22 protein-coding genes are annotated in these 23,895 nt (G+C 58.5%); all 22 read right to left on the bottom strand.

Annotation, left to right across the window (positions count from 1 at the left end):
• Nucleotides 1–442 precede the first annotated feature (442 nt).
• Nucleotides 443–1,126, bottom strand: coding sequence for an ABC transporter ATP-binding protein (locus tag AC5SEO_RS13655; protein ID WP_174068299.1), 684 nt, complete (start codon nt 1,124–1,126; stop codon nt 443–445).
• 15 nt (nt 1,127–1,141) lie between these two features.
• Nucleotides 1,142–2,449 (bottom strand): lipoprotein-releasing ABC transporter permease subunit, encoded by a 1,308-nt coding sequence (locus AC5SEO_RS13660; protein ID WP_003512696.1) that lies wholly within the window; start codon nt 2,447–2,449, stop codon nt 1,142–1,144.
• A 122-nt stretch (nt 2,450–2,571) separates the two neighbouring features.
• Complete coding sequence (proS, locus tag AC5SEO_RS13665; RefSeq protein ID WP_421460154.1) at nt 2,572–3,894, bottom strand: proline--tRNA ligase; 1,323 nt, start codon at nt 3,892–3,894, stop codon at nt 2,572–2,574.
• Between the two features lie 687 nt (nt 3,895–4,581).
• Nucleotides 4,582–4,887: a DUF1467 family protein gene (locus tag AC5SEO_RS13670; protein WP_003512694.1), complete on the bottom strand. Its 306-nt coding sequence runs from the start codon at nt 4,885–4,887 to the stop codon at nt 4,582–4,584.
• 148 nt (nt 4,888–5,035) lie between these two features.
• Complete coding sequence (locus AC5SEO_RS13675; protein WP_003512693.1) at nt 5,036–6,703, bottom strand: ribonuclease J; 1,668 nt, start codon at nt 6,701–6,703, stop codon at nt 5,036–5,038.
• Nucleotides 6,704–6,910: 207 nt separating this feature from the next.
• Nucleotides 6,911–7,651 carry a biotin--[acetyl-CoA-carboxylase] ligase gene (locus AC5SEO_RS13680; RefSeq protein WP_174068297.1) on the bottom strand — a complete coding sequence of 247 codons (741 nt, stop codon included), beginning with the start codon at nt 7,649–7,651 and terminating at the stop codon, nt 6,911–6,913.
• 26 nt (nt 7,652–7,677) lie between these two features.
• Complete coding sequence (nuoN, locus tag AC5SEO_RS13685) at nt 7,678–9,120, bottom strand: NADH-quinone oxidoreductase subunit NuoN (protein ID WP_003512691.1); 1,443 nt, start codon at nt 9,118–9,120, stop codon at nt 7,678–7,680.
• A gap of 18 nt (nt 9,121–9,138) precedes the next feature.
• Nucleotides 9,139–10,650, bottom strand: coding sequence for an NADH-quinone oxidoreductase subunit M (locus tag AC5SEO_RS13690; protein ID WP_013635953.1), 1,512 nt, complete (start codon nt 10,648–10,650; stop codon nt 9,139–9,141).
• Entirely contained in the window at nt 10,650–12,647 is a 1,998-nt protein-coding gene (nuoL, locus tag AC5SEO_RS13695; protein ID WP_174068296.1) for an NADH-quinone oxidoreductase subunit L, read from the bottom strand. Before nuoL ends, AC5SEO_RS13690 begins: the two co-directional genes overlap by 1 nt.
• A 7-nt stretch (nt 12,648–12,654) precedes the next feature.
• Nucleotides 12,655–12,963, bottom strand: a complete 309-nt coding sequence (nuoK, locus tag AC5SEO_RS13700; RefSeq protein WP_003496445.1) for an NADH-quinone oxidoreductase subunit NuoK — start codon at nt 12,961–12,963, stop codon at nt 12,655–12,657.
• A 29-nt stretch (nt 12,964–12,992) separates the two neighbouring features.
• A complete protein-coding gene (locus AC5SEO_RS13705) occupies nt 12,993–13,607 on the bottom strand; it encodes an NADH-quinone oxidoreductase subunit J (protein WP_003512680.1) in 615 nt (204 codons plus the stop codon).
• Nucleotides 13,608–13,748: 141 nt separating this feature from the next.
• Nucleotides 13,749–14,240, bottom strand: a complete 492-nt coding sequence (nuoI, locus tag AC5SEO_RS13710; protein ID WP_003512679.1) for an NADH-quinone oxidoreductase subunit NuoI — start codon at nt 14,238–14,240, stop codon at nt 13,749–13,751.
• A gap of 36 nt (nt 14,241–14,276) precedes the next feature.
• Entirely contained in the window at nt 14,277–15,323 is a 1,047-nt protein-coding gene (nuoH, locus tag AC5SEO_RS13715) for an NADH-quinone oxidoreductase subunit NuoH (protein ID WP_013635951.1), read from the bottom strand.
• A 12-nt stretch (nt 15,324–15,335) separates the two neighbouring features.
• Nucleotides 15,336–17,417, bottom strand: a complete 2,082-nt coding sequence (gene nuoG / locus AC5SEO_RS13720; RefSeq protein WP_041694373.1) for an NADH-quinone oxidoreductase subunit NuoG — start codon at nt 17,415–17,417, stop codon at nt 15,336–15,338.
• A 155-nt stretch (nt 17,418–17,572) separates the two neighbouring features.
• Nucleotides 17,573–18,877: an NADH-quinone oxidoreductase subunit NuoF gene (gene nuoF / locus AC5SEO_RS13725; RefSeq protein WP_003512673.1), complete on the bottom strand. Its 1,305-nt coding sequence runs from the start codon at nt 18,875–18,877 to the stop codon at nt 17,573–17,575.
• Nucleotides 18,878–18,887: 10 nt separating this feature from the next.
• Nucleotides 18,888–19,997: an NADH-quinone oxidoreductase subunit E gene (locus tag AC5SEO_RS13730; protein ID WP_019565474.1), complete on the bottom strand. Its 1,110-nt coding sequence runs from the start codon at nt 19,995–19,997 to the stop codon at nt 18,888–18,890.
• 16 nt (nt 19,998–20,013) lie between these two features.
• Entirely contained in the window at nt 20,014–20,274 is a 261-nt protein-coding gene (locus AC5SEO_RS13735; RefSeq protein WP_025593255.1) for a hypothetical protein, read from the bottom strand.
• Nucleotides 20,274–21,464, bottom strand: coding sequence for an NADH-quinone oxidoreductase subunit D (locus tag AC5SEO_RS13740; protein ID WP_003512668.1), 1,191 nt, complete (start codon nt 21,462–21,464; stop codon nt 20,274–20,276). Before AC5SEO_RS13740 ends, AC5SEO_RS13735 begins: the two co-directional genes overlap by 1 nt.
• A gap of 1 nt (nt 21,465) precedes the next feature.
• The gene (locus AC5SEO_RS13745; RefSeq protein ID WP_003512658.1) at nt 21,466–21,894 is read right to left on the bottom strand and encodes a GFA family protein; all 429 of its coding nucleotides are present in this window, start codon (nt 21,892–21,894) and stop codon (nt 21,466–21,468) included.
• Nucleotides 21,891–22,493, bottom strand: coding sequence for an NADH-quinone oxidoreductase subunit C (locus AC5SEO_RS13750; protein WP_003512657.1), 603 nt, complete (start codon nt 22,491–22,493; stop codon nt 21,891–21,893). The genes AC5SEO_RS13745 and AC5SEO_RS13750 overlap by 4 nt, the downstream gene beginning before the upstream one ends.
• A gap of 21 nt (nt 22,494–22,514) precedes the next feature.
• Nucleotides 22,515–23,099: a NuoB/complex I 20 kDa subunit family protein gene (locus tag AC5SEO_RS13755; protein WP_003512655.1), complete on the bottom strand. Its 585-nt coding sequence runs from the start codon at nt 23,097–23,099 to the stop codon at nt 22,515–22,517.
• The gene (locus AC5SEO_RS13760) at nt 23,090–23,455 is read right to left on the bottom strand and encodes an NADH-quinone oxidoreductase subunit A (RefSeq protein ID WP_003512653.1); all 366 of its coding nucleotides are present in this window, start codon (nt 23,453–23,455) and stop codon (nt 23,090–23,092) included. The genes AC5SEO_RS13755 and AC5SEO_RS13760 overlap by 10 nt, the downstream gene beginning before the upstream one ends.
• Nucleotides 23,456–23,895 lie beyond the last annotated feature (440 nt).

Raw genomic sequence — 23,895 nt, forward strand, 5'->3', positions numbered from 1 at the left:
GATTTTCGGCCTTCAAAGTCCACCGCCTTTCGGCGTCTATACAGGCTTCTGCGCCGGTGTGCCCTTCACAGGGCAGTGAGGATCACCGAAAAGCTGGCGACGAACACAGCGATGGAGGCGAAAGCGGCAACGTCACGGATGAAATCAGTCATTGGTCTCTCCTTACTCGTTATGTTCTAACTTTGTTCTCATTTTGTTCGATTGTCAACAGGCTTTTACCAATATTCCCCTTGCTAACGCGGCAGAATCGGCTGCGGTTCCACCTTCGTGAATGGCAAGCCACTGACTCCAAAGCAAAAAACCCGGAGGCAAAAACACCTCCGGGTTCGTGAAAATTCAATTGTGGAAGGACGAGTGGCCTTGCGGGAAACCTGACCGTAGACAGACTCAGCCGCAGAAAAGATCGCAAAGGCGGCGTTATGGTCGCCTTACTGCATCACGATCAGAAGTCTACGATCTTGCCGTCTGCAAGCGTCACGCGGCGGTCCATGCGGTTGGCAAGCTCATGATTATGGGTGGCGATCAGTGCGGCAAGGCCGGACTGGCGCACCAGCGCCTCCAGCGCATCGAACACGTAATGCGCAGTCTCGGGATCGAGATTGCCGGTCGGCTCGTCGGCGAGAAGAAGGAGCGGTGCGTTGGCAACGGCGCGCGCAATCGCCACACGTTGCTGTTCACCGCCGGAAAGCTCAGCCGGGCGATGTTCGCCGCGATGGCCGACGCGCATGTAATCGAGCAGCGCGCTCGCACGCTTGCGGGCCTCGCCCTGCGTCAGACCGGCGATGAGCTGCGGCATCATCACGTTCTCCACCGCCGTGAACTCCGGCAGCAGATGATGGAACTGGTAGACGAAACCGATGTCGCTGCGGCGGATCGCCGTGCGCTTTTCATCCGGCAGACCATTGCAGGCCGCGTCATTGATGAAAACCTCGCCAGCATCCGGATGTTCGAGAAGCCCAGCGAGATGCAACAGCGTGGATTTGCCGGTGCCCGAGGGGGCAACAAGCGCCACCATCTCACCGCTCTTCAACTCGAAATCGGCCTTGCGCAGAATGGAGAGCGACGTCTCGCCCTGACCATAGGTCCTCTCGACGCCGGTAAGCCGCAGCACTGATTTTTTTGCCATATTGTGAAGCGGTCCTTATTCGTAACGCAGGGCCTGCACCGGATCGAGCTTGGAAGCCCGCCATGCCGGAAAGATGGTTGCCAGGAAAGAAAGTGTCAGCGCCATGATGACGACGGTAATGGTCTCGCTGATATCCATTTCGGCCGGAAGCTGGCTGAGGAAATAGAGCTGCGGATCAAACAGCACCGTGCCTGAGACCCAGGAGAAGAACTGCCGGATGGATTCCACATTGAGGCAGACGATGACGCCGAGTGCCACACCGGCGAATGTGCCGACCGTGCCGATGGCAGCTCCCGTCATGAAGAAGATACGCATGACGGCGCCGGAACTGGCGCCCATGGTGCGCAGAATGGCGATATCGCTGCCCTTGTCCTTAACCAGCATGATGAGGCCAGAAATGATGTTGAGCGCCGCCACCAGAACGATGAGCGTCAGTATCATGAACATCACGTTTCTTTCCACCTGCAGGGCGGAAAAGAAGGTCTGGTTACGCTGTCTCCAGTCGGTGATATAGATCTGCCGTTCAGCTGCCTGCTCCACCAGCGGGCGGATGCCGTCTACATTGTCGGGGCGACTGACGTAAAGCTCGATGGATTGCACCAGGCCTTCGGCATTGAAATAAAGCTGGGCTTCGGACAGCGGCATATAGATCATCGACGCGTCATATTCCGACATGCCGATCTCGAAGACGCCCGAAATCTTGTAGGATTTGACGCGGGGGTTTACACCCATCGGCGTCACATCGCCTTCAGGCGAAATGAGGGTGATATCGTCACCCGCCGTCACGCCAAGCTGTGCGGCAAGCCTTGAGCCAACCAGAACCCCGTCGCCCGCCATGAAGCCGACGAGATCGCCGGTTTTGACATTGGTGGCGACTTCCTTGATCTTGTCGATATCGTCCTGGCGAACGCCGCGCACGAGCGCACCGGAGCCGGCGCCACCGCGACCGGAGGCCAATGTCTGCCCCTCTACCAGCGGCAGGGCCATCGTCACGCCCGGAATGGCGGAGAACTTCTTCGCCAGCTCATCATAATTGTTGAAGGGCTGGTCGATCGGCTGGACGATCATATGGCCGTTGATGCCGAGAATGCGCGAAATCAGCTCGGTGCGAAAACCGTTCATGACAGCCATGACGATGATAAGCGTCGCGACGCCCAGCATGATGCCGACGAAGGAAAAGCCGGCGATGACGGAAATGAACGCTTCCTTGCGCCGCGACCGCAGATAGCGCCAGGCCACCATGCGCTCGAAAGCAGAAAACGGCCGGGCGGTCCTTTCCCGGGCGGAAGGAGCCGCACCCTTGTCAGCCTCGGCTTTTGCCATGTCGTCTCCCTGATCTGAACTTGAAAGGCCGGTTTTCACAAAAAACCGACCCCTGATCTTGATCTCATAAAGCTGGAGCGGATTTCAGGCGAAAACCGCTCGTCACTTTCACCATTTCGCGCTTAGCCAAGCACCCTGTTCATTGCCGCTTCGATTGTGACGGTTTCACGGTCGCCGGTCTTGCGATCCTTGACCTCGACTTCACCGTTCGCTGCCGAACGTGGGCCGACGATGATCTGCATCGGCACGCCGATCAGGTCAGCAGTCGCGAACTTCTGGCCCGCGCGGTCGTCCGTATCGTCATAAAGAACATCCTTGCCGGCATTGGAGAGCGAGTAATACAGCTTTTCGCACGCCGCATCACAGGCTGTGTCACCTGCCTTCATGTTGATAATCACGACATCGAAAGGAGCGACCGAAGCCGGCCAGATGATTCCGTTTTCGTCATGCGATGCTTCAATGATGGCGGGAACAAGGCGTGTCGGGCCAATGCCGTATGACCCCATGTGAACGGGGTGTTCCTTGCCATCAGCACCCTGCACCTTGGCGCCCATCGGCTCGGAATATTTGGTGCCGAAATAGAAGATGTGGCCGACTTCGATGCCGCGCGCGGAAAGGCGCTGGCCATCGGGAATGGCGTCATAAGCAGCTTCGTCGTGCATTTCCGAGGTGGCGGCATAGTCGGCCGTCCATTCGTCGAAAACGCCCTGAAGGGCTGCGACGTCGTCGAAGTTGGTATCATCGGCGGGGATGGCGCGGTCGAGGAAGCTCTTGTGGCAGAAGACTTCGGATTCGCCGGTGTCGGCCAGAATGATGAATTCGTGGCTGTGATTGCCGCCAATCGGGCCGGTATCGGCACGCATGGGAATGGCGCGCAGGCCAAGCCGTTCGAATGTTCGCAGGTAAGCCACGAACATCTTGTTATAGGAGTGGATTGCGTCTTCCTTGGTCAGATCGAAGGAATAGGCATCCTTCATCAAAAACTCGCGCGAGCGCATGGTGCCGAAACGGGGGCGCACCTCGTCGCGGAACTTCAGCTGAATATGATAGAGGTTCAGCGGCAGGTTCTTGTAGGATTTCACATAGGACCGGAAGATGTCAGTGATCATCTCCTCGTTAGTGGGGCCATACAGCATCTGGCGGTCCTGACGGTCCTTGATGCGCAGCATTTCTTTGCCGTAATCGTCATAACGGCCGCTCTCCTGCCACAGCTCAGCGGTCTGCAGCGTCGGCATCAGAAGCTCGATCGCGCCCGAGCGGTCTTGCTCTTCGCGGATGATCCTGTTGACCTTGTCCAGAACGCGCTTGCCGAGCGGTAGCCAGGAATAGATGCCCGCCGATTGCTGCCGGATCATGCCCGCACGCAGCATGAGGCGATGGGAGACAATCTCCGCTTCCTTGGGGTTTTCCTTCAGGATGGGCATGAAATAACGGCTGAGACGCATGACGACTTCCATTGGTATGGGCAACAACACGCAAAGGCGCGGGAATCGCCCCGAATAGAGGGATATTGGCGCCGTACATAGCTGTTTCTGACCAAGAAGAAAACCCGCCATGCAAAGACCTGCCTAGGCGATTTCGTGGCATTTTCGCGATAGCTAATTCGCGTCAAAACGCTTTGGCCGGAATATTATTCTTGATCCGGTGCGACAAATTGCACCACAGGGAATTTTTTGCCGACTGTAACAAATATGCAAAAAATGAGATGACAAGCATGGGTGATTGGGCTAACTTTAGCTCACAAAAGAGGCAGGAAGTCTAAATTCTTGCCGTTTTCGCGGTCAGTCTTGGGAGGATTCGATCTTAGGCGCGCTTGTCGCTGCCCCGGTAACGGTTACAGATCACGCGAAACCTGAAAAACAAGGCTGAAATGCCTTGTTTTTTTTTGATTCCGGCGAAGTTCACAACCCCGAATGCTTATTCCGGTAAAATTGTGACAGCGAATTGCCCGCCAGACACGCTCATGGTGTGTGCACGACTGATATGACATCCATGTGACAGCACTGGCGCATCTTGTGGCGACCGTTCATAAAACGGCAGCACAGCTTATGTTGCCTTAAATCGCATCACGAAGCCAGCCACGCTGCAAAATTCTGCGGCGCGCTATAATCCTAGGGCGTGGGTGAAGTGCTTCAGTCGAAAACCGGGATAATTCTCGGAAGGTCGTCCATGCTGACGCCGAACCACCAGGTTACGCCGTACCAGAGCCCGCAGATCAAAGCCGATATCAGCGTTGTCCACAAGACGATGCGCCCGCCCCTGAACCTTGACGGGGCGCTTGCAACCGTGCCAATCGCCACATCGCCGTCTTCCTCCTGAGTGCGAAGGCCAATCGGCAGCACAACGAAAAGCACCGTCCACCAGACGATGAAATAAATGGCGAAGACCGAAAGAAGCGGCATGACGTCCTCCTGCGTGATGCGCCCCTTGTAACGCATTCATCCGCGAACCGGAATCACTTCCCTGCAAGATGTATAAAAAGCTGCAAGAGAGGAGAAGGAACGATCGCGGACGGCGATTGCGTCATGTCCGAGATGGCCCGGACATGACGGGGCGTGACGGTTTGAAAACCCGGGATTTTCCGGTTCAGACCTTGGTGACGAAAACCGTCACGATCGGCTTCTTGCCCCATGCCTGATTGGCAGCGGCGCGTACGGCGCGGCGCACTGACTCGCGCAGCAGCGCAAGGTCCTTGCGGCGGGCCCGGGGGATGCTTTCCACGGCGCCGAGTACGGCGTCATAGAGCGTATCTTCCATGTCCTCGCCCTCATCATCGAATTCCGGCAGGCCGAAAGGTACGACATCGGGATCTCCGAGGAAGTCGTAGCGGCTGTCCAGCAGCACATTGACGGAGACATGGCCGGCGAAGGAAAGCTTGCGGCGGTTGCTGATCCCCATCTCGTCGAGGTCACCGATGAGGTTGCCGTCCTTGAAGACGCGGCCGTGCGGTGCGTCGTTGATGACTTCCGCAGGACCAGGCGCCAGACGCAGAATGTTGCCGTTACGAACCTTCGGCACCTGAGAAATGCCGGCCTGTTCAGCCAGTTCCTTCTGCGCCACCAGATGCGCCGCCTCGCCATGCACCGGCACCAGGATTTGCGGCTTGGTCCATTCGTACATCCTCAGAAGTTCGTTACGGCGGGGATGGCCGGAGACATGCACCAAAGCCTCATTGTCGGTAACGATATGGATGCCCTGCTCTATCAGGCCGTTCTTGATCTCGATGATCGCCTTTTCGTTGCCCGGAATGGCGCGCGAGGAAAATACTACCGTATCACCGGCAGCCAGCGCCACATTACGCATCTCATCGCGCGAAAGCTTGGCAAGGGCTGCCCGCGGCTCACCCTGCGAACCGGTGAGAATGACGACCACCTTGTTGCGCGGAATATAGCCGTATTCGTCTTCAGCCAGGAACGGCTTGATACCTTCCATGATGCCGAGATCCTGCGAAACGTTGACGACGCGCTTCAGCGACGAGCCGAGCAGCAGCACTTCGCGTCCGGCAGCTTCCGCAGCCTGCGCGATGGAGCGGATACGGCCGACATTGGAGGAGAAGGTGGTGATGGCCACGCGACCCTCGGCATTTTCAATGATCTGGCGCAGCCCCTCAGACACTTCGTGCTCCGAAGGCGATACGCCGTCACGCAGCGAGTTGGTGCTGTCGCACATCAACGCCAGCACGCCCTCCTCGCCGATGGCGCGGAAACGCGCCTCATCCGTCAACGGACCGAGAGACGGCGCCTCGTCAATCTTCCAGTCGCCCGTGTGGATGACATTGCCAAGCGGCGTGCGGATGACCAGCGACATCGGCTCGGGGATCGAATGGTTGACGCCGACGGCCTCGATTTCGAAAGGGCCGACATTGATGCGATCACCCGCCTTGAACGGGGTGATTGGAATTTCGGCACGACTGCCCTCGTAGGCGCGCTTTGCCTCCAGCATGCCGGCGGTGAAACCCGAGGCATAGACGGGCACGTTGAGGCCCGGCCACAGATCGTTCAGCGCGCCGTAGTGATCCTCATGGGCGTGGGTGATGATGATGCCTTTGAGGTTCTTCTTCTGCTCGGCGATATAGCTGATATCGGGCAGAACCAGATCGACACCAGGCAGATCGAGACCGGCAAAGGTAACGCCGCAATCCACCATGATCCATTGGCGCTTGCTTTCCGGACCGTAGCCGTACAGCGCGAGATTCATGCCGATTTCACCGACGCCGCCAAGCGGCAGAAATACCAGTTCGTCCTGTTTAGTCATTGTTCTTCTTATCCATTCACGAGAGCGCGCTGGCGACGGCAATATGCCGCGCCCAGCCGCCCGTTTAACAGCATCGGACATGAAACATCATCTGATCGACCGGGCCGATGCGGAGCCGGTCTGTCACCCTGCTTTTCATGAGCAGCAGGAAAGCTCCAACCTGTGGGAAGAGGTTCGGCGCGGGTCCTTGAAGACACGCCGTCCACCTCATCCAAAAAACACGTCGCCGGCGGCGATGGAGCGCCTTGTGCCCTCATCCTCATCCAGCAGCAGATAACCATTATCATCAATTCCAACGAAACGCCCGCCGATCGAGCGATCCGGAAAATTGACGGTGATATGTTCGCCGATACCGCAGGCAGCCGCCCGCCAACCGGCCATGACACCGGAAACGCCCCTGCCCTCATCCCAGCTTTGCAGCACATCCGCTGTCTCGCAGAAGAGATGCGCGAACAGCTCGTCGGGGGAGCACGACGCCCCGTGTTCGGACAGCATGGTGACGGGATAAAGCGGATTTTCAGGCTTGTGGGCGATATTGATGCCGATGCCGATGACGATGGCGCGGCGTCCATCCGGCAGAAGTTCGGCTTCCATCAGAATGCCGCAGGTCTTCCGGCGCCCGATCAGCACGTCATTCGGCCATTTTATCTCTAGCGGATCGCCACCCGTCGGCAGCACAGCGCGAATGGCGCGGTAGACGGCGAGCGCAAAGGCAAGCGGCAATGAACCGATGCGGTCCATTGGCGCGGGATCGATGAGAAGAAGCGAAGCGTAGAGATTGCCTGGTTCAGACACCCAAGGCCGGCCGCGGCGACCGCGCCCGCCAGTCTGGCGGATGGCGGTGATCCACAGATTGCCGCCATCGCCTGCCCTTGCGCGGGCGAAACATTCTATGTTGGTCGATGGCGTTTCCGCCATCGCCTCGTGCCGGAAGTCATCGATGGACATCCGGCCCGTATGCTTGTGCGTATTGCTCAAAAGAACGTCTTTGCCGCAACCGTGACTGCATTGCCGAGCGCACCACCGAAGACGATGAAAGCGACGACGAACAGTCCAGAGAGCGCATAAACGATTTTCAGTTCGCCAGCTGGACGCTCGAAGCTGCCCTTGGCTTCATCGAACCACATGACCTTGACGACGCGGATATAATAATACGCACCGACAACCGAGCCGATCACACCGATGACGGCAAGCGGATAGAGTTTGGCTTCAATGGCAGCAAGGAAGACGTAGTACTTGCCGAAGAAGCCGGCGAGCGGCGGAATGCCGGCAAGCGAGAACATCAGGATCGTCAGAACAACTGCCATAAAGGGGTTGGTGGACGAAAGCCCGGCCAGATCCTCGACATTTTCGACATTGCCGATTTCCTTGCGGCGCATGGAGAGAATGCAGGCGAAGGTGCCGAGCGTCATGACCATGTAGATGGTCATGTAGAGAATGACGCCCGAGATACCGGCCTCGGTGCCCGCCGCAAGACCAACCAGCGCGTAACCCATGTGACCGATGGAAGAATAGGCCATCAGGCGCTTGATGTTCTTCTGGCCGATTGCCGCGAACGAGCCGAGCAGCATGGAAGCGATGGAGATGAAGACGACGATCTGCTGCCAGTCGGCAAAGACCGGCTGGAAAGCGTCAACAACGATGCGAACGAAGATCGCCATGGCGCCGATCTTGGGAGCGGCAGACAGGAAGGCCGTGACCGGTGTCGGCGCACCCTCATAAACATCCGGCGTCCACATGTGGAACGGCACGGCGGAAATCTTGAATGCCAGACCGGCAAGAACGAAAACCAGACCGAAGACGAGGCCGAGCGAACGGGTCTCCGCCGTCAGAACCTGGGCGATTTCGGTAAAGCCGGTATTGCCGGTAAAGCCGTAAACCAGCGACATGCCGTAAAGCAGCATGCCCGAGGAGAGCGCACCGAGAACGAAGTATTTCAGGCCCGCTTCGGTGGAGCGAAGGCTTTCCCGGTTGATGGCGCAGACGACATAGAGCGCAAGCGACTGCAGCTCCAGCGCCATATAGAGCGAGATCAGGTTGTTGGCCGAAATCATCAGCAGGATGCCGAGCGTCGCCAGAACCAGAAGTACCGGATATTCGAACCGGCCGACCGGCTCGAAACGGCTCTGGCCGACAGAAAGGATCATGGCGGTGATCGAGCCGATCAGCGCCAGCACCTTCATGAAGTTGCCGAAGGCATCGGCGACGTAAACGCCGCCGAAAGCCACACCCGAAGCGGGCGCAAAGACGATCCAGAGACCGACGACGAGCAGCAGGGCCACGGAGAGGCCCGTAACCGTCGTTGTCGACTTGTCGCCCGAGAAGACGCCAATCATGAGCAGCGCCAGCGCGCCGACCGCAAGGATCAGCTCGGGCGTCGCGATGTGCAGACTGGCAAAAAGAATTTCAGCGGTCATGTCCAACGGGTCCTGTCGTCAATTCATAGAAAGCGCAACATTTTGCGCCGCCTGCAATGCAGCCGTATAGTTGTTTACCAGAAGATCGACCGAAGCGGCTGTCGCATCGAAAACCGGAGCCGGATAGACGCCGAAGAAGATCGTCAGCGCAACCAGCGGATAAAGGATGACCTTTTCGCGGGTTGACAGATCGAGCATCGATTTCAGGCTTTCCTTCTCAAGCGCACCGAAAATCACGCGGCGGTAAAGCCACAGCGCGTAAGCGGCCGAGAGGATGACGCCGGTTGCCGCAAACAGCGCGACCAGCGTGTTGGCGCGGAATACGCCGATCAGCGTCAGGAATTCACCGACGAAGCCGGAGGTGCCGGGCAAACCGACATTGGCCATGGTGAAGATCATGAAGGCGACGGCATATTTCGGCATGTTGTTCACGAGACCGCCATAGGCCGAGATCTCACGGGTATGCAGCCGATCGTAAACGACGCCGACGCAGAGGAAGAGCGCGCCCGACACGATGCCGTGCGACAGCATCTGGAAGATTGCGCCCTGCACGCCCTGCACATTGGCCGCGAAGATGCCCATGGTCACGTAACCCATGTGGGCAACGGAGGAATAGGCGATCAGCTTCTTGATGTCGTCTTGCATCATCGCCACCAGCGAGGTGTAGATGATGGCGAGAACCGACAGCGTGAAGACGAAGGGTGCGAAATAGTCGGACGCCAAGGGGAACATCGACAGCGAGAAACGGATGAAACCGTAACCGCCAAGCTTCAGCATGACGCCTGCCAGAATGACGGAACCTGCGGTCGGCGCCTGCACGTGGGCATCCGGCAGCCAGGTGTGTACCGGCCACATCGGCATCTTGACCGAGAAAGCGGCGAAACAGGCAAGCCACAGCCAGGTCTGCATGCCAGCGGGGAAGCCGTATTTCAGAAGTTCGGTCATGTCTGTTGTGCCGGACTGCCAGTACATCGCCATGATGGCGAGCATGGTCAGAACCGAGCCAAGCAGCGTGTAGAGGAAGAACTTGTAGGATGCGTAGACGCGATCCTTGCCGCCCCAGACACCGATGATGATGAACATCGGGATCAGCGTTGCTTCGAAGAAGACGTAGAAAAGAACGGTATCCAGCGCCACGAAGACGCCGATCATGACGACTTCCAGAAGCAGGAAGGCGATCATGTATTCCTTGATGCGCTTTTCAACCGACTGCCAGCTTGCCAGCACGCAGAAAGGCATGAGGAAGGTGGTGAGGATGACGAACAGCATGGAGATGCCGTCGACGCCCAGATGATAGGCGGCGATGTTGCCGAACCATGCGTGTTTTTCCACCATCTGGAAACCGGGGTTCGAATTATCGAAACCGATCCAGACGAACAGCGAAACCAGGAAGGTGAAAACGGTCGTCAGCAGCGAGACGTTGAGAATGTTGCGGCGACCGTAAGGGCCGTTCTCATTGGTCAGCAGCAAGAGCACCACGCCGACGAGCGGCAGAAAGGTGACCGTTGAAAGAATTGGCCAATCGGTCATCAAAACGCACTCCCGAGCATCATCCAGGTGACAAGCGCCGCGATGCCGATCAGCATCGCAAAGGCATAGTGATAAAGGTAACCGGATTGCAGGCGGACCATGCGGTTGGTCACGTCAACCACACGCGCTGCAATGCCGTTCGGTCCATAGTGGTCGATGACGGCCACGTCGCCCTTCTTCCACAGGAAGCGGCCAAGCGCCTTTGCGGAACGCACGAAGAGGAAGTCATAAAGCTCGTCGAAATACCACTTGTTCAAGAGGAACTGATAGAGGCCGCGATGGGTCGCTGCCAGACGCTTCGGCGTCTCCGGCGACTTGATATACATGTACCATGCGGTGACAAAACCAAGCGTCATGGCGAAGAACGGGCTCCACTTGACCCACAGCGGAACATGGTGGAACTCGTCAAGGATTTCATTTTCCGGAAGCGTGAAGAGAGCACCCTTCCAGAACTCGGCATATTCATGGCCGAAGAAATAACCTTCGAAGACAACACCGGCGAAAATCGCGCCGACTGTGAGAATGAAGAGCGGGATCAGCATGACCATCGGCGATTCATGCACATGGTGCATCACGTCAGCCGAAGCGCGCGGCTTTCCGAAGAAGGTCATGAACGCCAGACGCCAGGAATAGAAGCTGGTGAACAGCGCGGCGATGACCAGCAGCGTGAAGGCGAAACCTGACAGCACCGAATGGGACGCATAAGCGGATTCGATGATCACGTCCTTCGAGAAGAAGCCGGCAAAGCCGATCATCGTGCCCGGAATGCCCACACCTGTCAGCGCAAGCGTGCCGACGGTCATCGTCCAGAAGGTGATGGGGATATGCTTGCGCAGGCCGCCCATGTAACGCATGTCCTGCTCGCCATCGACGGCATGGATGACGGAACCGGCGCACAAGAACAGCAGTGCCTTGAAGAAGGCATGCGTGAAGAGGTGGAACACGGCCGCGCCATAAGCACCGACGCCAAGTGCCACGAACATGTAACCGAGCTGCGAGCAGGTCGAATAGGCAATCACGCGCTTGATATCGTTCTGCACGAGACCGACGGTCGCTGCGAAGAAGGCGGTGATGGCGCCGACCAGCGTCACGACGGTGAGCGCATCATGCGACAATTCGAACAGCGGCGACATGCGGGCAACCAGGAAGACACCGGCGGTCACCATGGTTGCGGCGTGAATGAGGGCGGACACAGGGGTCGGGCCTTCCATCGCGTCCGGCAGCCAGGTGTGCAGCAGGAACTGCGCCGACTTACCCATGGCGCCCATGAAGAGCAGCAGGCAGACGCCCGTCATCGCATTGGCCTTGTCCAGCTGCATGCCGAACAGGTTGATGACGGTTTCCGTCGAAGCTGCACCTTCAGCCGGCAGATAGGTGCTGGCGGCAGCGAAGATGGTTTCGAAATTGATCGAACCGAACAGCACGAAGACGCCTGATATGCCGAGAATGAAGCCGAAGTCGCCAACGCGGTTGACGATGAACGCCTTCATGGCAGCAGCAGACGCCGAAGGCTTCTTGAACCAGAAACCGATCAGCAGGTACGACGCCAGACCAACGCCTTCCCAGCCGAAGAACATCTGCAGCAGGTTGTCGGAGGTCACCAGCATCAGCATGGCGAAGGTGAACAGCGAAAGATAGGCAAAGAAGCGCGGACGATGCGGATCGTGGTGCATGTATCCGATCGAATAGAGGTGCACCAGCGTCGAGACGGTGTTGACGACGACGAACATGACGGCCGTCAGGGTATCGATGCGGAACGCCCATTCAACGTCGATGCCGCCGGACTGGATCCAGCGCAGCACGGTGACCTTGATCACCTCGCCCGGCTCGCCATGGGCAAGCGCGACGGAGAAGAAGACGATCCACGACAGGACGGCGACCACGATCATCAGACCGGTGGTGACATATTCCGAAGCCTTGGCGCCGATCGACCGGCCAAACAGGCCGGCAATCAGGAAGCCGATCAGGGGAAGAAAGACGATAGCCTTGTAGATCATAGCCTTATCAGCCCTTCATCATATTGACGTCTTCGACAGCGATCGATCCGCGGTTGCGGTAGAAGACAACGAGTATTGCAAGACCGATGGCCGCTTCGGCGGCTGCGACGGTCAGAATGAACAGTGCGAAGACCTGGCCGACGATGTCGTTCAGGAAAGCCGAGAACGCCACCATGTTGATGTTGACCGCCAACAGGATGAGCTCGATCGACATGAGGATGACGATGACGTTCTTCCGGTTGAGGAAGATACCGAAGATGCCGATCGTGAAGAGGATCGCGCTGACCGTCAGGTAGTGGGAAAGACCGATTTCCATATTCTGTTTCCTTGGATCCGTTCGCGCCTTCAGATGCCCTGGCCCGGCTTGACCTTGACCGTGGTGACGGCGGTCTTCGGGTCACGGCCGACCTGCGTGGATATGTTCTGCCGCTTGATGTCGGTGCGGTGACGCAGCGTCAGCACGATGGCGCCGATCATGGCCACCAGCAGCACGAGACCGGCAAGCTGGAAGAAGTAGACGTAATTGGTATAGAGCACGTCGCCCAGCGCGGCCGTATTGGTGCGCACGGCCGGTGACGGGATCGGCATGGTAATCGATTTGGCGGCCTGCGGGTTGAGCACGCTGCCACCGACCACGACGATCAGCTCAGCCGCGAGGATGATACCGATCAGCGCACCGATCGGCGCATATTGCAGCACGCCGGAGCGCAGCTCCGCAAAATCCACATCCAGCATCATGACGACGAAGAGGAAGAGCACCGCCACCGCACCGACATAAACGACGAGCAGGATCATGGCGAGGAATTCGGCCCCCGTCAGCAGGAACAGCGCGGCTGCGTTGAAGAAGGTCAAAATCAGAAACAGCACCGAATGAACAGGGTTCTTCGATGCGATGACCATGAACGCAGACGCCACGGCGACGAAAGCGAATATATAAAAGAATACAGCGTGCAGACCCATGTTGGTGCCTTCTTGTCCTCATCCGGGCAAAGACCGCGCAATCGCGCGCTCTACCCGTTTCGTCCCCGCCGGCGATAACCGTGCAGGCTCTTTTACTCTTTCTTCGCTTTCCGGGGTCTCCCCCGGAAAGACGGTTGCGCCTTAACGGTAAGGCGCATCCAGTGCGAGGTTGCGCGCAATTTCACGCTCCCAGCGGTCGCCATTGTCGAGAAGCCTTTGCTTGTCGAAATAGAGCTCCTCGCGGGTTTCCGTCGCGAATTCGAAGTTCGGGCCTTCGACGATGGCATCCACCGGGCAGGCTTCCTGGCAGAAACCGCAATAGATGCACTTCACCATGTCGATGTCGTAACGCACCGTGCGGCGGGTGCCGTCATTGCGGCGCGGACCGGCTTCGATGGTAATCGCCTGAGCGGGACAGATCGCTTCACACAGCTTGCAGGCGATGCAGCGCTCTTCACCGTTCGGATAACGGCGCAGCGCATGCTCGCCGCGGAAGCGCGGAGACACCGGGCCCTTTTCGAAAGGATAATTCACCGTGGCCTTCTGCTTGAAGAAGTGGCGCATCGTCAGGAAGATCGCACCGACGAACTCCTTGAGGAACAGTGAATTGACGGCTTGGGAAAGGCTGGCCATCTCAAACTCCAGATTTCTGAGCGAGGCGTACGGACATCAACCGGCCCACCCCGTCAGCTTCAATACGAATGCAACAATAACGACCATGGCGAGCGACAGCGGCAGGAACACCTTCCAGCCAAGGCGCATGAGCTGGTCATAGCGGTAACGCGGAACGAAGGCCTTCACCAGAGCGATCATGAAGAAAACCATGCAGCCCTTGAGCGCGAACCAGACAATGCCCGGAATCCAGTTCAGGAACCACACATCCACGATCGGCAGCCAGCCGCCAAGGAACAGGATCGTCGTCAGGCAGCAGATCAGGACGATCGCAGCATATTCGCCGAGCATGAACATCATGTAAGGCGTCGAGCCATATTCGACCATGTGACCGGCCACCAGTTCCGATTCCGCTTCCGGAAGGTCGAAGGGCGGACGGTTGGTTTCGGCAAGACCCGAGATGAAGAACACGATGAACATCGGGAACAGCGACAGCCAGTGCCAGTCGAGGAACGAGGCCGGCAGACCGATCATCGTGCCGAGGCCGGTACGCTGCGCCAGAACGATATCCGTGAGGTTGAGCGAGCCGACGCACAGAAGCACGGTGACGATGACGAGGCCGATCGACACTTCGTAGGACACCATCTGCGCCGCCGAACGAAGCGCGCCGAGGAACGGGTACTTCGAGTTCGAAGCCCAGCCGCCCATGATGATGCCGTACACTTCAAGCGAGGAGATCGCGAAAATGTAGAGAATGCCGACATTGATATTGGCAACGACCCAGCCATCGGCAAAGGGGATGACCGCGTAGGTGGCGAGCGCCAGCGTTACGGCAACCAGCGGCGCCAGAAGGAAGACCGCCTTGTTGGCGCCCGCCGGAATGACGGGTTCCTTCAGGATGAATTTCAAAAGGTCGGCGAAGGATTGGAACAGACCAAAGGGGCCGACGACGTTGGGACCACGGCGCAACTGCACGGCTGCCCAGACCTTACGGTCGGCAAGCAGAAGGAAGGCGATGGCCACCAGAAGGCAAACGAGAAGCAGCAGGGACTGGCCGACCATGATCAGCGCGGGCCAGACGTAGCTCCAGAAAAACGATTCCATAATCCCCTACCCTTACTCTGCCGCAGCCTGGAAATTGTTGCGGGCCAATGCGGAACACTCGGCCATGACAGCGGATGCGCGCGCAATCGGGTTCGTCAAATAAAAGTCTTTTACCGGCGAGGCAAACGCAGACTTATTGAGGCTGCCCGCGCGAGCGGCAAGTGCCTCGACATCCGCGCCGTTGCCGGCAACGATCTCATCGGTTTCCGCCAGATGCGGATGCGCGACATAAAGCTGGCCGCGCAGCGCCGACAGCGAATCGAACGGCAGCTTCTTGCCGAGCACGTCGGAAAGCGCACGCAGGATCGCCCAGTCTTCACGGGCCTCGCCCGGTGCGAAACCGGCGCGGTTGCCCACCTGAACGCGGCCTTCGGTGTTGACCCAGATACCGGATTTTTCGGTGTAGGCTGCACCCGGAAGGATGACGTCGGCGTTCATCGCGCCATGGTCGCCGTGGCTACCGATGTAGACGGTGAACTTGGCGCCCTTGTTCGACAGGTCGATTTCATCGGCGCCGAGCAGGAAGAGAACGTCCATGGACGTTACCATTTCGGCAGCAGCAACACCGCCCTCGCCCGGCACGAAGCCGATGTCGAGACCACCGACGCGGGCAGCGGCAGTGTGAAGCACCGAGAAGCCGTTCCACTCTTCGCTGATTGCGCCAACCGAAACGGCAAGCTTCGCAGCGGCCGCGAGAACGGCTGCACCATCGGCGCGTGCCAGAGCGCCCTGGCCGATGATGATCAGCGGGTTCTTGGCGGACTTCAGCTTCTCAACGAAGCTGTGAGAGCCATTGGCGAGATCGGAAAGCGTTTCCGCGCCGGAGCCGAGATATTCATAATTGTAGCGCAGCTCACCGGCTTCGCCGATCACGCCGATCGGGAAACCACCGCGACGCCAGCGCTTGCGGATACGTGCATTGAGCACGGCCGCTTCATAACGCGGGTTGGCGCCGACGATCAGCAGCGCATCCGCGTGCTCGATGCCTTCGATTGTGGAATTGAACAGGTAGCTGGCGCGACCCAAAGACGGATCAAGCGCTGCGCCATCCTGACGGCAATCGACATTGGCCGAGCCAAGCGACGCCAGAAGCGACTTCAGCGCGAACATTTCCTCGACGGAAGCAAGGTCACCGGCAATCGCGCCGATCTTGCTGCCGCTGGTTGCGGCAACCGCCTGCTTGATAGCGCCGAAGGCTTCACCCCAGCTTGCGGGCTGCAAGCGGCCATCCTTGCGGACGTAAGGGCGGTCGAGACGCTGCGTCTTCAGGCCGTCCCAGATGAAGCGGCTCTTGTCGGAAATCCACTCTTCGTTGATCGCCTCGTTGACACGCGGCATGACGCGCATGACTTCGCGGCCACGGGTATCGACGCGGATTGCCGAACCGAGAGCGTCCATCACGTCGATGGTTTCGGTCTTGTTCAGTTCCCACGGACGGGCAGTGAAAGCGAAAGGCTTGGAGGTGAGCGCACCGACCGGGCAAAGATCGACGACGTTGCCCTGAAGCTCGGAGGTCATAGCCTGCTCGAGATAGGTGGTGATTTCAGCATCCTCGCCGCGGCCGATGAGGCCGAGTTCGGCGATGCCAGCAACTTCCGTGGTGAAACGGACGCAGCGCGTGCAGTGGATGCAGCGGTTCATCACCGTCTTGACGAGCGGGCCGATATATTTGTCTTCAACCGCACGCTTGTTTTCCGCGTAACGCGAACCGGCAATACCGAAGGCCATAGCCTGGTCCTGCAGGTCGCATTCGCCGCCCTGGTCGCAGATCGGGCAATCGAGCGGGTGGTTGATGAGAAGGAACTCCATCACGCCTTCGCGGGCCTTCTTGACCATCGGCGTGTTGGTGAAAACTTCAGGCAATTCGCCATTCGGGCCGCCGCGAACGTCGCGCACGCCCATGGCGCAGGATGCGGCGGGCTTGGGCGGTCCGCCCTTCACCTCGATGAGACACATGCGGCAGTTACCCGCGACCGACAAGCGCTCATGAAAACAAAAGCGCGGAACTTCAGCACCAGCCTCCTCGCACGCCTGCAACAGCGTGAAATGATCCGGAACCTCGATCTCTTTACCGTCAACCTTGAGCTTTGCCATGGTTCTACTTACGTCCTGTTGCCTGTTCGTCCCGTGTCTCTCACACGGTCCGCAACAAATCCTTAATCGCGCCCGACACTTCATCTCGTCGGTCAGGCGCTTCATGGTTTTCCGGCGCTGGGATCATCCCCGCGCCGCATGCAAACTGCGAAAGCTTATTCGGCAGCTTCCAGAACAGCGCCATCATCCATGGCCCTGTAGGTATATTGGTCGATGCGCTTTTCGATTTCCGGACGGAAATTGCGGATCAGCGCCTGTACCGGCCATGCGGCGGCGTCGCCGAGCGCACAGATGGTGTGGCCTTCGATCTGCTTCGTCACTTCGAACAGCATGTCGATTTCGCGCTTCTGCGCGTTGCCCTTCACCATGCGTTCCAGCACGCGCCACATCCAGCCGGTGCCTTCACGGCACGGCGTGCACTGGCCGCAGCTTTCATGCTTGAAGAACGCCGCGATGCGGGCGATCGCCTTGATGACGTCGGTGGACTTGTCCATGACGATCATGCCGCCGGTGCCGAAGGACGACTTCACTTCGCGCATGCCGTCGAAGTCCATGATGGCGTCCTTCATGTCCTCACCGCGCACGATGGGGCAGGATGCGCCGCCGGGGATGACGCCAAGCAGATTGTCCCAGCCGCCGCGAATGCCACCGCAATGGTGTTCGATCAGCTCACGGAAGGACAGGCCCAGCGCATCTTCGAAGGTGCATGGACGCTCGACATGGCCGGAGACCATGAACAGCTTGGTGCCGACATTGTTCGGACGGCCAATAGACGAGAACCATGCCGCACCTCGGCGCAGAATGGTCGGAGCAACGGCGATGGATTCGACGTTGTTGACGGTCGTCGGGCAACCGTAAAGACCCATATTGGCCGGGAACGGCGGCTTCAGGCGCGGCTGGCCCTTCTTGCCCTCGAGGCTTTCAAGCAGTGCCGTCTCTTCGCCGCAGATATATGCACCTGCGCCGTGATGGACGTAGATGTCGAAATCCCAGCCGTTCTTGTTGTTCTTGCCGAGCAGGCCCGCATCGTAACATTCGTCGATGGCGGCCTGAAGCGCCTCACGTTCGCGCATATATTCGCCACGCACGTAGATATAGGCGGTGTGCGCACCCATGGCGAAACCGGCGATAACGCAGCCTTCGATCAGCGTATGCGGATCGTTGCGCAGGATTTCGCGGTCCTTGCAGGTGCCGGGCTCGGATTCGTCGGCGTTGACCACGAGATAATGCGGACGGCCGTCGCTTTCCTTGGGCATGAAGGACCACTTGAGACCCGTCGGGAAGCCTGCGCCGCCGCGACCGCGAAGGCCGGAAGCCTTCATCTCATTGATGATCCAGTCACGACCCTTTTCGATGATCTGCTTGGTGCCATCCCAGTGGCCGCGCGCCCTCACGCCCTTCAGGGACTTGTCCTTGAGGCCGTAGAGATTGGTAAAGATGCGATCCTGATCTTTTAACATGCTTCACCCTTTACCGCGGCTTCTTGCCGAAGACCCTGATATACTCGGCTTCGCCACCCTTGGCGAGCGCCTCGGCCTGCTTGATCCACTCATCGCGTTCGATGCGGCCCTTGAAATTCAGATAACCATCCACCCAGTCGCACTCGGCCTTCTTCCAGCCGGCAATCTGCGCATAGGTGAAGATACCGAGCTCGTTAAGCGTGCCTTCGATCTTCGGGCCAACGCCTGAAATGAGTTTCAGGTCATCGGGCGCAGCGGGCTTTTCAATGCCTGCCGGACGGTCGGCCGACTCAAGCGACGGTCTGGATGCTGTCGCTTCCTTGCCTGCCGATTGCTGTTCCCCTGCCTTTGCGTTTTCCGCAGCAGCCTTGGGCTCGTTCGCAGGCGTCTTCAGCTTCGGATCAGTTTCCGGTGCGTCCGTCTTTGGCTTGGCGGCATTCGAAGGAAGAACGGGGGCTGCTTCCGCCGGAGCTTCCGCAGGCTTGTCGAGATTGGAGCGATCTGGCTTGATCTCTTCCGTCAGCGTCGTCAGGCCGCCAACGGGCACCGACTGGTGACGGTCGATCTGGGGGCCGGTCTTGACCGTGTCGCCCTTGCCTGCCTCGAACGTGTCGATGATCTCTTCCAGGCGCTCGGGCGTCAGATCCTCATAGGCATCCTTGAAGATGATGACCATCGGCGCGTTGACGCAGGCGCCCTGACATTCCACTTCTTCCCAGGACAGCGTGCCGCTCTCGTTGGTGTGCAGCGGATCGTGATGGATCTTCTTGCGGCAGACATCCATCAGCGCTTCGGAGCCGCGCAGCATGCAGGGCGTGGTGCCGCAAACCTGAACATGGGCGCGTGTGCCGACCGGCTTCAGCTGGAACTGGGTGTAGAAGGTCGCCACTTCCATGACGCGGATATAGGCCATATCCAGCATGTCGGCGATTTTTTCGATGGCGGCGCGGGTAACCCAGCCGTCCTGCTCCTGCGCACGCATAAGCAGCGGGATAACCGCCGATTGCTGGCGTCCCTCCGGATATTTCTGGATCGTCTTTTCCGCCCATGCGGTATTATCCGCGTTAAAGGCAAATGCCACGGGCTGGAACTGATCTTCGGCTAGTCGACGAACGGACATACTTCCTCACGCCTTTTCAGTTTAACGTCTCACAACGCGATCTCGCCACCGTGACGAATTCGCAGGCATAAGCCGCCTTGTCTTTCTGCATGAACACGATGAACTTGCTGCCATTGGGAACCGAGGCCTTGATCTCGTATCCCGAAGACAGAAGCTGCTTGATGGTAGAACCGCCGCTGCTTGATAGCGATACGCCCCCCTCGTCCGTCGCCGTCTGGGCGAGAACGGAGGTCGACATCGCAGCAAGAAAAGCCAAGATGGCCAGCGGCAGACGCATCAGCGGTCGACCTCCCCGAACACGATGTCGAGGGAGCCGAGCACGGCTGTAACGTCGGCAAGCTGATGGCCCTTGCACAGGAAATCCATCGCCTGCAAATGTGCATAACCCGGCGCGCGGATCTTGCAGCGGTAGGGCTTGTTCGAACCATCGGCGACCACGTAGACGCCGAACTCGCCCTTCGGCGCTTCGACGGCGGCGTAAACTTCGCCGGCGGGAACGTGATAGCCTTCGGTATAGAGCTTGAAGTGATGGATAAGAGCTTCCATCGAACGCTTCATCTCGCCGCGCTTGGGCGGAACCACCTTGCCATCCAGCGAGGAGACCGGGCCGATGCGGTGCTTGCCGGAGAGAAGATCGACGCACTGCTTCATGATCTTCACCGATTCGCGCATTTCCTGCATGCGGATCAGGTAACGGTCATAGCAGTCGCCGTTCTTGCCGACGGGAATATCGAACTCCAGATCGGAATAGCACTCGTAGGGCTGCGCGCGACGCAAATCCCAGGCAGCACCCGAACCGCGCACCATGACGCCCGTGAAACCCCAGGCAAAGGCGTCTTCAAGCGAGACGACGCCGATATCGACGTTACGCTGCTTGTAGATGCGGTTGTCGGTCAACAGGCCTTCGATATTGTCGAGAACGGTAATGAAGGGATCGCACCATTTGCCGATATCTTCGACCAGTTCCGGCGGCAGATCCTGATGCACGCCGCCCGGACGGACATAGGCCGAGTGCATGCGGGCGCCACAGGCGCGCTCGTAGAACACCATCAGCTTTTCGCGTTCCTCGAAGCCCCAGACCGGCGGCGTCATTGCGCCGACGTCCATGGCCTGAGTCGTCACGTTCATGATGTGCGACAGGATGCGGCCGATTTCCGAATAAAGCACGCGGATCAGCTGGCCGCGCATCGGGATTTCGAGACCCAGCAGCTTTTCGACGGCGAGCGCGAAAGCGTGTTCCTGGTTCATCGGCGCGACGTAGTCGAGACGGTCGAAATAAGGCACCGCCTGAAGGTAGGTCTTGGTCTCGATCAGCTTTTCGGTGCCGCGATGCAGAAGACCGATATGCGGATCGACGCGCTCGACGATTTCGCCGTCCAGTTCCAGAACCAGGCGCAGCACGCCGTGCGCGGAAGGGTGTTCCGGACCGAAGTTGATCGTGAAATTGCGGACATTATGCTCAGTCATTCTAGTGCTCCGCCGAGGTGATCATGGCGATGAATTCGGGGCCGGTCATGTTCTGCGTGGTTTGCGCGAAAGAATAGCTCGAAGGCTTCTCATCCGTGAAAATCTGCGACGCAAAATGGAAACTGGAAGGGTTGTCGAAAGCCTGCAACGAGACGGCAAAATGCTTGCCATCCTTGGAGCGCCACATCAGCGTGCTGCCGCAATTCCTGCAGAAGCAGCGCTCACCCCATTCCGACGAGGTATAAACACCGAAATGCTCCTCGTTCTCGATGGCGACGTCAGCGCATTCGACAGCCAGAAATGTTCCGCCGGACCAGCGGCGGCACATCGAGCAATGGCAAACGCCGAATTCGCGGGCGCCGATGCTGGCATTGAAGCCAACGGCGCCGCAAAGACATTGTCCGTGCTCTGTCGCGGGGGCTTCGCTCATTGCTTGGCCTTTTCGTCACCCGGGAGAACATAGTCAGTCCCCTCCCAAGGAGAGAGGAAATCGAAATTGCGGAATTCCTGCTTCAGTTCGACCGGTTCATAGAGAACCCGCTTCAGAACGTCATCGTAGCGTACTTCCACAAAGCCGGTAACCGGAAAATCCTTGCGCAGCGGATGACCTTCGAAACCGTAATCGGTGAGGATTCGGCGAAGATCCGCATGGCCTTCGAAAGGAATGCCGTACATATCCCAGGCTTCGCGCTCGAACCAGTCTGCACCCATGTAAACGGAGGTTGCCGAGGGAACGCCCTCGTCTTCCGCCACCTGCAGCTTGATGCGCACGCGCAGATTCTGGCGCGGCGACAAGAGGTGATAGACAACGTCGAAACGCTTCTCGCGCTGCGGCCAGTCGACGCCGCAAATATCGATGATGTTGACGAAACCGCACTGCACATCGTCACGCAGGAACGTCAAAAGCGCGATAACGCTTTCCGTCGTCGTGTTCAGCGTCAGCTCGCCATAGGCGATATCGGCCGAAACCACGAGGGAACCACGCGCTTCCTTAACGTAAGCAGCAAGATCGTTTAGAGCTTCGCTCATTCCTTAATCCGTCCTTTGCCCTTAGCGCTCGATCGTACCGGTACGCCGGATCTTCTTCTGCAGCAGAAGCACGCCGTAAAGCAGCGCCTCCGCCGTGGGGGGACAGCCCGGAACGTAGATATCCACCGGGACGACTCGGTCGCAGCCGCGCACGACGGCGTAGGAATAATGGTAATAGCCGCCGCCATTGGCGCAGGAGCCCATGGAGATGACGTAACGCGGCTCAGGCATCTGGTCATAGACCTTGCGCAGTGCCGGCGCCATCTTGTTGGTCAGCGTTCCCGCGACGATCATGACGTCCGACTGGCGCGGCGAGGCGCGCGGGGCGACACCGAAGCGCTCCATGTCGTAACGCGGGCCGGAAGCCTGCATCAGACCCTCGACGGCGCAGCAGGCAAGACCGAACTGCATCCACATCAGGGAGCCGGTACGCGCCCACGTGATCAGCTCGTCGGTCGAGGTGACGAGAAAGCCCTTGTCGGCCAGCTCGTCGTTGATTTCCGTGAAGTAGGCATCGTTGCTGCCGACAGGCTTGCCGGTCGCGGGATCGATGATCCCCTTCGGCTGCGGTGCAACGAGCGTGCTGTTGTTCTGGCTCATGCCCATTCCAGCGCTCCCTTCTTCCACTCATAGATAAAGCCGATGGTGAGAACGGCGAGGAACACCATCATAGACCAGAAACCGAACCAGCCCATATCACCGAAGGACACAGCCCAGGGGAACAGGAAGGCGACTTCCAAGTCGAAGATGATGAAGAGAATGGACACCAGATAAAACCGGATATCGAACTTCATGCGGGCGTCGTCGAAGGCATTGAAACCGCACTCGAAAGCGGAGAGCTTTTCCGGGTCCGGCGCCTTATAAGCGACAGCGAAAGGCGCGATGAGAAGCGCCAGGCCAATGACAAGAGCGATACCGATAAAGATTGCGATCGGAATATAGGAACTGAGGAGTTCAGTCATGGTCTCTTCCCTGTCCGGCCGGGTGCCGGACCTGCCTTTGCGACTGAAAGTCTAAAGGCGCACAAATATGTTGCAACGCCAAAGTGGTTAGCGCAGCCGCGCTCTCTCTGCAAGAGTTTAGGCACCATTTCAAGACACCTGCCGCATTGATTGGCAACAATATTGCCGGAATTGACGCAAATTTGGGCCACAATTCCGGGCTAAGCCCCTCAAATACAATAATAATCGATTGAACGACGCAACCGCAAAAAAGTCACACGAATTTTACGTCAAAATGGCAGCGAAGTGACGATCTCTCGATATCGAAACTTGACTAAAAACAGCAGGAAAAACCGCGCTCGCAAATGCCGGAAACAGGCGTTGAAATCGCCATTGCCGATATGGCAGGACGATGCATGCTTGCTTCGTTTGGGAGTGTCATTTCGGTGAAAGAAATGGCG

The organism is Agrobacterium sp. K11 (assembly GCF_059429395.1).